Source organism: Bradyrhizobium diversitatis, assembly GCF_016031635.1.
In the GTDB taxonomy this organism is placed as follows: domain Bacteria; phylum Pseudomonadota; class Alphaproteobacteria; order Rhizobiales; family Xanthobacteraceae; genus Bradyrhizobium; species Bradyrhizobium diversitatis.
The window spans coordinates 26,644-39,074 of record NZ_JACEGD010000006.1 but is presented as its reverse complement, the minus strand read 5'-3'; the positions used below and the strand labels follow the sequence as shown (position 1 = coordinate 39,074).

Sequence of the window (12,431 nt, the reverse complement as noted above, 5' to 3'; positions counted from 1 at the left end):
CGTACTCGTGAACTATCCGGGGCAGGGCCCCGGTTTCCATCCAGGAAGCATTTCGGCCGCCACCTGCCCGCGACGAGAGTGCCGCGGGCCGGCGGCGTGTATGGCCCTTACGGTCGCGTCATCTTGCAGGTCGTGGTGACCATGGCCTGCGGGGTATCGACCTTGCTGACCAGGTGCCAGCCCCAGCCGGTGTTCTCCTCGTCGAACGGCTCGTTCGCGGCAAGCTTGCCGAAGGAGGAGATGTAGATTGGCTGGAAGAACTGATGGTCGTCCTTGCGCATGAAGCCGGTACCGCCATCCAGGACCTCGAACTTCAGGTCCTCGAGCGCCGCCGCCACCTTCACGGGCTCAACCGAGTTGGCCTTCTCGGCCGCGGCCTTGAACATGCGCATCTCGTTGACCGCACGCGGATACCAAAGCGACATGTTGACCTTGGCACGGAAGGCCTTCTCGTAATCCATCGCGGGCTGGTGGCCCGAATTGGCAAAACCTTCCGTCAGCTGGAATACCTGATGGTCGAGACCCGTCTGCTTGATCGCGGTCGGCCCACCGGCGCCACCGGCATAGTAAGTGTACCAATTGACCTTCAGACCAGCATCGGCGGCGGCCTTGAGCAGCAGCGCGATGTCCTGACCCCAGTTGCCGGTAATGACGCTGTCGGCACCGGAAGCCTTGATCTTGGCGATGTAGGGCGAGAAGTCCGTGACCTTCAGCAGCGGATGCAGTTCGTCGCCGACAATCTGGACATCAGGCCGCTTCGCCGTCAACATCTTGCGCGCATCGCTGCGCACCGACTGACCAAACGAATAGTCCTGGTTGATCAGGTACACCTTCTTGATCGAAGCGACGTCCTTGATGTAGTTCGTCAGCGCCTCCATCTTGATGTCGGAGCTGGCATCCCAGCGGAAGTGCCAGTAGCTGCACTTCTCGTTGGTCATGGCCGGATCGACGGCCGCATAGTTGAAGTAGAGCACTTCCTTGCCGGGATTGCGCGTGTTGTACTTCGTGACGAAATCCTCGAGCGCCAGGCCGACGGACGAACCATTGCCCTGGGTGATGTAGCGAACCCCGGCGTCGATCGCCTTCTGGGCTTGCACCAGGGCCTCCTGCGGATTGGTCTTGTTGTCGAAGGGCACGATCTCGACCTTGCGGCCCAGGATGCCGCCCTTGGCGTTGAGCTCGTCAGCCAGGTACTGGAACGTCTTCAGACCCCCCTCACCCACGCTGGCGCCGCCACCGGAGAGTGGATCGATGTAGCCGATCTTGACGGTATCCTCCGCCCGTGCCGCATGGCCGAGCATCGGGGCGATCACGGCGGCGGCCAAAATCAGTCTACGCATAATGTTTCCTCACTGATTGTCGACTTTAGTCGATGCATGCATGCGTGGATCGCATGCACGGTTTGGACGGACACTGAGCAGAATAAACCCGGGCTGACAAGCTCGCTCCGACATAGCTGCAGCCGCAGGTACGGCAAAATGTAAAAGCACCGGGGTAGTCCCATGACCAAATGTTCCCGGTCGTCGCGCGCCCGACCTGCCCCGCAGCCGGCAGGCCGAGCCGTCTTGTCCAAGGCTGGACACGGTTGATCCAACAGCTCAATAGAGGGTGACTGGCCGGTCCAAATCGACAAGAGTGTCGTCCAGGGCCGCAACGGAGAGTTTCATGGCTGAGAACGCGCGTTCGACGATTCGGTCGCTCGACCCCCGTGGCAAATGGTCCGAGCTGTCGCAGGCAGAACGCAATGCCGCCTATGACAACAACGCGGCGGTCAAGAACAGCGTGGCCCTGATCGCCGAGCGCAACGAAGCCTCCAGCCGGCTGCGGGGCACGCTGAAGTCCCACCTCGACCTGCCCTATGGCGAGCGGGCCAACAACAAGATCGACCTCTACCCCGCCGCCAAGCCGGATGCGCCCTGCCTGGTGTTCCTGCACGGCGGCTATTGGCAGCGCAATTCGCGCGAATTATTCGCCATGCTGGTCGAAGGCGTCGCTGCGCATGGCTGGTCGGTTGCCATCCCCGGCTATTCACTGGCGCCCGAGGTGTCGCTGACCGATATCGTCGGCGAGATCCCGCGCGCGCTCGACTGGCTCGCCGCACATGGTGCGTCCTACGGCGTTGCCGGGCCGGTCGTGCTGTCGGGCTGGTCCGCCGGCGCCCATCTCGTCGCGATGGCGCTGGATCATCCGCGTGTCCATGCGGGGCTCGCGCTCTCCGGCGTCTACGATCTCGCGCCGATCCGCGACACGGGGTTGAACGACGCGCTGAAGCTGACGGACCAGGAGATCGCCACGCTGTCGCCGCTGCGCCTGCCCGTCACCCAGAAGCGCCTCGACATCGCCTATGGCAGTAACGAGCTGCCGGCGCTCGTCTGTGATTCAATCGATCTCTCCGACAAGCGCGTGGCGGCGGGAGCGCCGGGCAAGCTCATCTCGGTCGAAGGCGCCGACCATTTCACCATTCTCGAGGCGCTGCGCCGGCCGGACGGCATACTCGTGGACGCTGTTCGGCGACTGCTGGATTAAAGCTACGAAAACAACCCCATGCACAGTAGAGACCCCGTTGTTTTCAAAGGCAATTTTTTCGAAGACCAATCGACACCGTCATGACCGCTTTGACTCGTCGGGCAAAACAGGGGCATGATGTCATCATCGCCCCGGCTGCCGCCCCTGCATCTCAATCCAGATTCGCTCGCCCGTGATCCGCACCGGATAAAGCCGCAGCGGCGGGCTCGGCCATCCCGCGGTGATTGCCCCATCGCGCAAATCGAACGATGCCGCGTGACGCGGGCAATACAGCCGCCCCGTGCTCACCTGCCCCAAGGCCAGATCCGCCTGTTCGTGCGGGCACGCACGTTCGCAGGCAACGACATTGCCCTCGTTCCAGATCACGAGCAGGTCGCGCCCGGCGACGCGGACGATCACCTCCGCCTTCAGCCGGTCGAGATCGCAGACGTCAATCCACCCGGCGCCATCACCCACCGAGATAGGCCTTGCGCACATGCTCGTTCGCGATCAGCTCGCTGCCGGCGCCGGACAGCACGATGCGGCCGTTCTCGAGCAGATAAGCATGATCGCACATCTCCAGCGCGGCGAAGGCGTTTTGCTCGACCAGCAGCACCGTGGTGCCGGCATCGCGGATGGCCCGGATGATCGCAAAGGTGCGCTCGACGATGTTGGGCCCAAGCCCGAGCGATGGCTCGTCGAACATGATCAGCCGCGGTCGCGACATCAGCGCACGCCCGATCGCGAGCATCTGCTGCTCGCCGCCGGACAACGTGCCCGCCGCCTGCCGGCGTCGCTCGGCAAGCCGCGGGAATTCCGTATAGATGCGGTCGCGGTCGGCCGCGATCTCGCCCGAACCGCGACGGAGGTAAGCCCCCATGTCGAGATTCTCCTCGACGGTCATGTGCGGAAACACGCGCCGCCCTTCCGGACAATGCGCGATTCCGCTCGCCAACACGCGCGGGGGCCTCGCCCCGGTGATGTCGATGCCCTCGAACCGCATCTGGCCGGAGCGCGGCGGCACCAGCCCGGAGATCGCACGCAACGTCGTGCTCTTGCCGGCGCCGTTGGCACCGATCAGCGCGACCAGCTGGCCGGCCTTCACGTCCAGCGAGATGCCGCGCAGCGCGGTGACGCCGCCATAGCCACAAACCATCTCGCGAATCTCAAGCACGTCCCGCTCCATGTCCGAGATAGGCCTCGATGACCGCCGGATCGTTGCGGATCACATCGGGCGTCCCTTCCGCGATGATGCGGCCATAGTTGAGCACGACGATGCGGTCAGAGACCGTCATCACCATCGGCATGTCGTGCTCGACCAGGAGGATGGTGATGCCGCGGTCGCGGATGCTGCGGATCAATTCGACGAAGCGATGGGTTTCCGAGGCATTCATGCCGGACACCGGCTCATCGAGCAGCAGCATCGACGGTTCTGCCGCAAGCGCCAGTGCGACGCCGACGAGACGCTGCTCGCCGTAGGACAGTGAGCCCGCGGCATCGTGCGCGCGGCGTTCGAGCCCAACCCATTCCAGCAGCTCACCCGCCCGCTGCCGCAGCCGGCGCTCCGAGACGCGCGCGCCGGGCAGGCCGAGAATGGCGTCGATCAGCCGGACGCGGCCCTGTCGATGCAGCCCGATCAGGAGATTGTCGTGGACGGTGTCGTTGGGGAATACACTGGTGCGCTGGAAGGTGCGGATCAGGCCGAGATCGGCGATCTGGTGCGGCTTCAAGCCGGCGAGCGCAGTGTCGCGATAGGTCACGCGGCCGGCGCTCGGCGTCAGGAAGCCGGTCATGACGTTGAAGGCGGTGGTCTTGCCGGCGCCGTTCGGCCCGATCAGGCTGACGATCTCGCCCTCGCCTACGGTGAAACTCATGTCGGATATCGCAACCAGCCCGCCGAAGCGGACGGCGACCTGGTCGATGGTCATGGCAATGCTGCGCGCCGTCATCACGCTGGTTCCTTGGCAGCGGTTTCCGCGAGAGTCACCGGCGCCGGCGACCGGCGCCGTCGCCGCTTCGCCAAACGCAGTGCGAGTGACGGCACGATGCCCTGCGGCAGCACGAACAGGATGGCGATCAGCACGCCGCCATAGGCAATCCATTGCGCTTCCGGCGCCATCACCGGACGGAGCGCGACCGGCAGCATTCCGAAGATGAGTCCGCCGACGACGGGCCCGGCCAGGGAGCCTTTGCCGCCGGTGATGACCATGATCACCATGGTGACGGTGTTGATGAAGGCGAACACTTCGGGGTCGATGATCCGGATGTAGTGGGCATAGAGGCTGCCGGCTGCGCCTGCGATCGCGGCCGAGATCACGGCTGCGATCGTCAGCGTCCTGGTCACGTCGATGCCGACGGAGACCGCCAGCGTCTCGTTCTCCATCAACCCGCGCATCGCGCGGCCGAAATGCGAGTGAACGAGGCGCGCGATCAGGAGATAGGCGATGAGCGCGACGACCAGCACGAGATAGTAGTTCTGCAGCTTGGTGCGCAGCGTCAGCTCGCCAAAGCCCGGCAAAGGCAGCGCGATCGAGGGAATGTTGGTCAGCGCCAGCGGCCCCTGCGTCAGCTCGACCCAGTTCAGCGCAACCAGCCGGACGACCTCGGCGAAGGAAATCGTCACGATGACGAAATAGGCGCCGCGAACGCGGAACGAGAGCAGCCCGACGAAATAGCCGCACAATCCAGCAATGATGATCGCCAGCACGAAGCCCACGATCGGCGGCCAGGGCGCGTGGACCAGGCGCACGTCTCCGGGCAGGCCGACGTCGAAGCCGAGCGACGTCAGCGCGCTGACATAGGCACCGATGCCGAAGAAGGCGATGTGGCCAAGGCTGAGCTGGCCGGTGAAGCCGAGCAGTAGATTGAGGCTCATCGCGCCGATGACGAAGATTCCGGTCGTGATCAGGGCGTTGAGCAGATAGGGATCGCGCAGCCAGAGCGGCACCGAGGCGAGAGCTGCGACCGCGACAATGGTGATGGCTGCCTTCATCCGACCCGCTCCGCGCGCGCGAACAGGCCCGTCGGCCGGAAGATCAGCACCGCAATGATGATCAGGAAGCCCATGGCATCGCGATAGCCCGACGAGACGTAACCCGCGCCGAGCTCTTCGGCCAGGGCGAGGATGAAGCCGCCGATCACGGCGCCGGTGATGTTGCCGAGCCCACCGAGGATGACGATGGCGAAGGCCTTGACGGCGGCGAGGTCTCCCATCTGCGGGAAGATGACGTAAACCGGCCCGAGCAGCGCGCCCGCCGCGGCTGCAAGGCTGGAGCCGATCGCGAAGGTCGAAGTGTAGATCATGTCGACGTTGACCCCCATCAGCGAGGCCGTGTCGTGATCCTGGAATGTCGCCCGCATCGCGCGGCCGAGGCTGGTCTTGTTGATCAGCAGATACGTCACCAGGATCAGCATCGCCGCTGCAGCGAGCACGAACAGGCGCAGCCAGGACACCGACACCGGTCCGAGCACCAGCGGTGCCTCGGGAAACGGCGTCGTCACCGATTTGGCGACCCCGCCCCAGATCCACAGCGTGCCCGACTGCATCGCGATCCAGGCCCCGATCATCACCAGCATCGTGGTGTCGATGTCGGAGCCGCGCAGCGGCCGCAGCAAGGTCAGCTCGATCGCCGCCCCGAGCAGCCATCCCGCCAGCACGGCCACGGGCAGCGCGAGAAAGAAGTTCAGCCCGAGCTGCTGCACCACGATGAACATGATGTAGGCGCCGAACGTGTACAGCACGCCGTGCGTGAAGTTCACGACGTTCATGATGCCGAAGATCAAGGTCAGCCCGATGCCCAGCAGCGCATAGGTGCCGCCGAGCACGAGCATGTTGATCAGATGCTGGAGAAATTCGCTCAAGGCTGGTCCCGAGTCACGCGTTTAAGTTGGAGCTAACGCATATGGTCTTTTGGAAGACCGGAGCGCGCGCCTCGTCCTTCGAGACGACCGCTTACGCGGTCCCTCAGGGCTAAGCGGCACCGGGCCTGCCAATTCAGCGGCCGTAAAACCCGACCTCATCCTGAGGGCCCGCCGGAGGCGGGCGTCTCGAAGGATGCGCCGCAGGCAAGTTGTCTGATGGATCTTGGTTGTGTCGATCTCGCAGCGGTCTCGGTCACCTCTCCCGCTAGCGGGAGAGGTCGGCGCATTTGCGCCGGGTGAGGGTTCTATCCTCTTGGGGAATCCCATCGCGGAGTCACCCTCTCCCCAGCCCTCTCCCGCAAGCGGGAGAGGGAGCGCACCTGCGTCGCGGCTTGCAATCGGACCTGACCTAACCATGCGCTAGAGCGTCTTCATCTCGATCTTGCCGTCGGCGATCTCGATCAGATAGACGTTCGGCTGGCTCTGTCCGCTCTCCTTGCCCTCGGGGCCGGACTTGCGGAACACGATGTCGCCGTTGAGGCCCTTCACCTTGATGTCCCAGAACGCCGCCTTGATTGCCGCAGGTTCGGCCTTGCCGGCCTTCTCGATCGCCGCCGCCACGGTGCGGATGCCGTCATAACCGCGGAAGCTCTCGGTGCAGCCGGCGAAGTCGAAGCCGCGCTTCTTCCATTCCGTGATGAAGTAGTTGGTGGCTTCCGGGTTCGGCGTCTTCTCCGGGAACCAGGGCAGGAACGTGGTCAGGTGCATGGTGCCGTTGGCGGCAGCTCCCGCCTGGGCAATGATCTGGTCCGGGTTCTGCGAGCCGCCGGTGGTAATGATGCGCTTCTTCAGGCCCAGCGCCGCGGCCTGCTTGAAGATCAGGGTGAGCTGATCCACGGCGGTGGTGACGATGACCGTCTCGGAATCCGAGCTCTTGATCTTGGAGAGCTGCGCGCTCATGTCCTGCGCGCCCTGGTCCATGGTCTCGACGAGGCCGATGCTGATGCCCTTTTCCTTCATCATCTTGCTGAAATCCTCGGCGGTGCCGCGGCCCCAGTCGTTATTGATGACGAGGAAGTCGACCTTCTTCAGCGCGAGCTTGTCGACGATGCCCTTGAACGCCGCAGCCTCGATCGCCGAGGGCGGCGAGATGCGGAAGATGAAGGGATTGCCCGTCGTGGTGATCTTGCCCGAGGACGAGGTCTCCACCACCATCGGGGTCTCATACTCCATCAGCTTTGGCATCACCGCAAGCGTCAGGCTCGAGCCCCAGGCGCCCATCAGCACCGGCACCTTGTCGCTGGTTATGAGCTTCTCGGCGACGGCGGCCGCTTCAGTCGGGTTGCTCTTGTTGTCCTCGATCACCAGCTCGATCTTCTTGCCGAGGATGCCGCCCTTGGCGTTGATCTCGTCAGCCGCGATCTTGGCACCGTTGACGACGTAAGTGCCTGACGCCGCGAACGCGCCGGTGAGCGGCTCGTTGACGCCGATCTTGATGGTCTGCGCCCCGGCCGTGCCGCCGATCAGGGTCGTCGCCAGCGCGAGTGTCCGAACCAATCCGAGTGCTCGTGTCATGTTGTCTCTCCAAATTCAACGCTGTTGATGTCTTAAGTCCAGGCTTCGTCACTTCCGGTGTGCGAGCACACCGTCACCCCGCTCCGCTTCGGTTCCCAAAGATGCGGGCAAGCCGCGCGCGCAACACATCCGACGCAATCGACCAGAAGCTCAGCTCGGCCTGCGTTGCCGACTCGGGCGTCAGGCCGGACATCCGGCGATCGAGATTGGCGGCGAAGTCCGCGACCAGGCGTTTGGCGAGATCGCGCACCAGGCCGGGACGGCCGACCTGGGCCAGCATCCCCGTCAGCGTGTAGCCGATCGACAGTTCGACGGCCGTCGCGGCGCCGCCGTCGAGCGGAAGCAGGCGGTAACGGATCTCGCCTTGCGTCGCCGAGCGGCTGCGCGGGTCGGTGCCGATGCCGACGATGCGCCCGGAGAGCGTCGCGGGATCGCGCTCGACGCGCGCAGCCCCCTCGAAGGCCGCGGCGATCGGCCCGAGCTTCACGCGGATCGATCCTTCCACACGCTCGGGCCTCGGCGGCGATCTCAGCGACACGCCGGGAAGGCAGGCGGCGATGCCCGCGATATCGTCGAACATCGCGAACACCTTCGCCGGCGCGTGCGGCAGCGTGAAGCGCTGGTCGAGAACGGTCGCCGGGGTGAAATCGGGAATGGTGCCACGCGCGACGCTCTCGGACGCCGGAGCCGCCACCGTGTGCGCAGGCTGTGGGTCGTAGCGGCCGGATTCAGCTCGCCCCGAGCCGGCCGGACCGAGGACGGTTCTGCCACCGTCGGCGAGCGGCGCGACATTGCGCGCACGCCTCGCCTCGATCACGGACTGCACCGCGCGCACGATGCCGACATAGCCGGTGCAGCGGCAGAGATTGCCGCTGAGACCGACGCGAATGCGCCGCTCGTCGGCATCGGGCAGACGCAGCACCAGGTCGCGGGCGGAGACCAGCATCCCCGGTGTGCAATAACCGCATTGCAGTGCATGCTCGCGGGTGAAGGCGGCGCGCAGCTCGGTCGTGACCTCGTCCTCGTCGAGACCCTCGATCGTGGTGACGTCGGCGCCCTCGCAGGCCGCCGCATAGGTGATGCAGGAGCGCGCCGGCACGCCGTCGAGCAGCACGGTGCAGGCGCCGCAGACGCCATGCTCGCAGCCGAGATGGGTGCCGGTCAGGTCGAGCTTGTCGCGGACGAAATCGGCAAGGCTGGTGCGTGGCTCGGCCGACAGCTCCACAGCGCGGCGATTGACGTGAAGCGCGATCGTGCTCATGCCGCGGCCTCCTGGACGGCGCGCCTCAGCACGCTGACATGGATATGGCGTTGCGCGGCATCGTCGATGCCGGCCTTGGCCAGAAGGGCGTCGGCAACGCGGACATCGAAGCGCGGCTTGTAGTCGGCTGTGACGCGGCCGCCGAACAGCTCGCCAGCGTCGGTGATGACAATGGGGGTCGTGTCGATCGCGCCGATCACGATGCGCGCCGAAGCCGCGGCGGGATCGATCAGGACCGCGCCGATGGCATGGGCGAACTCGCCGGTCTTGCGGCAGCTCTTGGCATAGCCCCAATGCGCCGAGGCCGATCGCGTCGGCACATGGACCGCCTCGACGATCTCGCCCGTGTGCAGCGCAGATTCCAGCGCACCTACCACAAACGTCTCGACAGGCATCGCGCGCACACCGGCAAGACTGCGCAGCGTCACGCGTGCGCCCAAAGCGGCAAGTGCCGAAATCCAGTCCGCGGCGGGATCGGCATGGCTGAGCGAGCCGCCGATCGTGCCGCGGTTGCGCACGGCGCGATAGGCGATGTTGGCGGCGACGCCGCGCATGGCGCCGCGGGTCACGTCGGCCGCCCGCCCGTCTTCGATATCGGCATGGGTGACAAGGGCCCCGAGCACGAGCTCGCCGCCGGAAATCTCCGCGCTTTTGAGTTCGGCCAAGCCGGAAATATCCACGATCAGCTCCGGCTGCACCAGCCGCAGATTGAGCATCGGCCCGAGCGACTGGCCGCCGGCGATGATTTTCGCCGAGCCGCTGCCGGCTGCCAGCATCGAGAGCGCGGTGGTGAGATCGCGTGGGCGTTCATAGGCGAAGGGAGCGGGCTTCATGCCGCACTCCTTTCGGCCGCACGTGCGGCCAGCACGGCCGCGACGATCCGGTGCGGCGTGATCGGCGATTGCATCAGCTCGACGCCGAGCGGGCGCAGCGCGTCGTTGACGGCGTTGGCGATCGCGGCCGGCGGCGCGATCGCCCCACCCTCGCCGATGCCCTTCACACCGAACTGGGTATAGGGCGACGGCGTCTCCATGTGGTCGAGACGCGCGGCCGGGACCTCGGTCGGGCCCGGCAGCAGGTAATCGGCGAGCGTCGTCGCCAACGGCTGGCCGGAGGCATCGAACGGCATCTCCTCATAGAGCGCGGTGCCGATGCCTTGCGCGAGGCCGCCATAGATCTGGCCGTCGACGACGAGCGGATTGACCAGCACGCCGCCATCCTCGACGATCACATAGTCGAGAATTTCCACCTCGCCGAGATCGGGATCGACCGCGACCACCGCCGCATGCGCGGCGTAGCTGAAGGTGCCGCTGTCGCGCACCGGCTTGTAGCCCTGCGTCACCTCAAGCCCGCCTGGATCGACGTCGGCAGGTAAATCCTGCGGGCGGCGATACCAGGTATGGGCGATCGCCTTCAGGCTGACGCTGCCGTTGACGCCGCGCACCTCGCCGTTCTGTAACACCACCGAGGCCGGATCATGCTGCAACAGCTTGGCGCCGATACGCCGAGCACGTTCGCCGAGCTCGCGGCAGGCAGTGGCCACCGCGCCGCCCGCCATCACCATCGAGCGCGAGCCCCAGGTGCCGGTCGAATAGGGCGTCATCGCGGTGTCGCCGAGGATGATGCGGATCTTCGCGACATCCACCCCGAGGATCTCATGCGCGACCTGGGCGAGCGTGGTCTCCATGCCTTGCCCGTGCGAATGCACGCCGACGCGCAATTCGAGGCCGCCATCGGGCGTCAGCCGGGCCGAGGCCTGCTCATGGCCCGGCACCATCGGGATGCCCCACCCGGAATAGACTGAGGTGCCGTGCGCGGCCTGCTCGCAATAGATGGAGACGCCGACGCCGAGACGGCGGCCGTCGGCCTCGCCTCGGCCTTGCTTCGCGCGGATGGCGTCGATGTCGATTGCGGCGAGCGCGCGCCGCATCGCCTCCGGATAGTCGCCGCTGTCAAAATGCTTCCTGGTGATGTTGTCGAACGGCATCTGCTCCGGCCGCACCAGATTGCGCAGCCGGACCTCGCCGGGCTCGAGCCCGGCCTCCGCCGCCACGAGGTCGAGCATCAATTCCAGCGCGAAGCAGACGCCGGTGCGCGCCACGCCGCGATAGGGCAGGATCGGACACTTGTTGGTGGCGACCGAGAAGGTGCGGCAGCGATAGGCCGGCATCTTGTAAGGACCCGGCAGGATGCTCGCGACCTGGGCGGCCTCGAGGCAGGCCGAGAACGGATAGGACGAGTAGGCGCCGGAATCCACGGTCGCCTCGCAATCGATGCCGCGCAGCGTGCCGTCGCGGTCGGCATAGACCGTGATCCTGTAATGGTGCTCGCGGCAGTTGGAGCTGGCGACGAGATGCTCGCGGCGATCCTCGATCCAGCGCACCGGATGGCCGCGGCGCATCGTCAGCCAGGACAGGCAAACCTCTTCGGGCAGCAAAATGCCCTTGTGGCCGAAACCGCCGCCGACGTCGGGCGAGATGACGCGGATCTGGCCCTCCTCCATGCCGAGGCATTCGGCAAGACCACTGCGCGTGATGTGCGGCATCTGCGCCGCGGAATGCAGCGTGAGCTGGTCGAGCCGCCGGTCGAACGTCGCGACCACGCCGCGGCCTTCGAGCGGCGACATGCACTGCCGCGCGGTTGAGATCTCGCGCGTCACCTTGATCGGCGCACCCAGCGCGGCTGATATGTCGACCTCGAAATTGGTCTCCAGGAAGACGTTGTCGCCCCAATGATCATGCACCAGCGCCGAGCCGGGCTCGCGCGCCTTCAACATGTCATAGACCGCCGGCAGCTCTTCGAGATCCAACGTCACGGACGCCGCGATGTCCTCCGCTTCGGCGCGTGTCGGCGCGAGGCACATCGCGACGAGCTCACCGACCTGCCGCACCTTGCCGGTTGCGAGCACCGGCTGCTCGGAAATCTTGAAGCCGGGAAGCCCCGAGACCGCGCGGATGGGCTTGATGCCGTCGAGATCGGCCGCCGTGAACACGCTGCCGCGATGGCGTTCCGGCACATGAATCCCGCGGATGCGTGCATGCGCCAGCGGGCTGCGCACGAAGGCGATGTCCTGAAGGCCGGCGAGCCTGATGTCGGCGACATATTGGCCGCGGCCGCGCATCAGGCGTTCGTCCTCCTTCCGAGGCAGCCGCGCGCCCACGCCCTGGCCGGACTTGCCCGAAGGAAATTCTCGTTCGTTGCGCACGCCCACCTTCTCCTTCACCGCCCG

Annotated in this window: 11 protein-coding genes; 1 reads left to right on the top strand and 10 read right to left on the bottom strand. The window is 65.8% G+C overall.

Annotated features, from left to right (window positions below; all coding sequences use genetic code 11):
• Positions 1-107 precede the first annotated feature (107 nt).
• Positions 108-1,340, bottom strand: coding sequence for a branched-chain amino acid ABC transporter substrate-binding protein (locus H1B27_RS06925; protein WP_061882063.1), 1,233 nt, complete (start codon positions 1,338-1,340; stop codon positions 108-110).
• 325 nt (positions 1,341-1,665) lie between these two features.
• Here H1B27_RS06925 and H1B27_RS06920 point away from each other — a divergent pair, with 325 nt between their 5' ends.
• Positions 1,666-2,526, top strand: coding sequence for an alpha/beta hydrolase (locus tag H1B27_RS06920; protein WP_197965467.1), 861 nt, complete (start codon positions 1,666-1,668; stop codon positions 2,524-2,526).
• A 123-nt stretch (positions 2,527-2,649) separates the two neighbouring features.
• Here the strand turns inward: H1B27_RS06920 and H1B27_RS06915 are convergent, their stop codons facing one another.
• The 9 genes from H1B27_RS06915 to H1B27_RS06875 all read right to left on the bottom strand — a co-directional run bounded on the left by H1B27_RS06915 (position 2,650) and on the right by H1B27_RS06875 (position 12,425).
• Entirely contained in the window at positions 2,650-2,982 is a 333-nt protein-coding gene (locus tag H1B27_RS06915; RefSeq protein ID WP_376708970.1) for a Rieske (2Fe-2S) protein, read from the bottom strand.
• On the bottom strand, positions 2,975-3,679 hold the full coding sequence (locus H1B27_RS06910) for an ABC transporter ATP-binding protein (RefSeq protein ID WP_197965466.1): 705 nt from the start codon (positions 3,677-3,679) through the stop codon (positions 2,975-2,977). Before H1B27_RS06910 ends, H1B27_RS06915 begins: the two co-directional genes overlap by 8 nt.
• Positions 3,672-4,454, bottom strand: a complete 783-nt coding sequence (locus tag H1B27_RS06905; protein ID WP_061882060.1) for an ABC transporter ATP-binding protein — start codon at positions 4,452-4,454, stop codon at positions 3,672-3,674. The genes H1B27_RS06910 and H1B27_RS06905 overlap by 8 nt, the downstream gene beginning before the upstream one ends.
• Complete coding sequence (locus H1B27_RS06900; RefSeq protein ID WP_197965465.1) at positions 4,454-5,497, bottom strand: branched-chain amino acid ABC transporter permease; 1,044 nt, start codon at positions 5,495-5,497, stop codon at positions 4,454-4,456. The genes H1B27_RS06905 and H1B27_RS06900 overlap by 1 nt, the downstream gene beginning before the upstream one ends.
• Entirely contained in the window at positions 5,494-6,366 is an 873-nt protein-coding gene (locus H1B27_RS06895; RefSeq protein WP_025035388.1) for a branched-chain amino acid ABC transporter permease, read from the bottom strand. Before H1B27_RS06895 ends, H1B27_RS06900 begins: the two co-directional genes overlap by 4 nt.
• Positions 6,367-6,786: 420 nt before the next feature.
• On the bottom strand, positions 6,787-7,941 hold the full coding sequence (locus tag H1B27_RS06890; protein ID WP_197965464.1) for an ABC transporter substrate-binding protein: 1,155 nt from the start codon (positions 7,939-7,941) through the stop codon (positions 6,787-6,789).
• Between the two features lie 73 nt (positions 7,942-8,014).
• Complete coding sequence (locus tag H1B27_RS06885) at positions 8,015-9,202, bottom strand: xanthine dehydrogenase family Fe-S subunit (protein WP_197965463.1); 1,188 nt, start codon at positions 9,200-9,202, stop codon at positions 8,015-8,017.
• Positions 9,199-10,035 (bottom strand): FAD binding domain-containing protein, encoded by an 837-nt coding sequence (locus H1B27_RS06880; RefSeq protein WP_197965462.1) that lies wholly within the window; start codon positions 10,033-10,035, stop codon positions 9,199-9,201. The genes H1B27_RS06885 and H1B27_RS06880 overlap by 4 nt, the downstream gene beginning before the upstream one ends.
• Positions 10,032-12,425 carry a xanthine dehydrogenase family protein molybdopterin-binding subunit gene (locus H1B27_RS06875; RefSeq protein ID WP_197965461.1) on the bottom strand — a complete coding sequence of 798 codons (2,394 nt, stop codon included), beginning with the start codon at positions 12,423-12,425 and terminating at the stop codon, positions 10,032-10,034. The genes H1B27_RS06880 and H1B27_RS06875 overlap by 4 nt, the downstream gene beginning before the upstream one ends.
• Positions 12,426-12,431 lie beyond the last annotated feature (6 nt).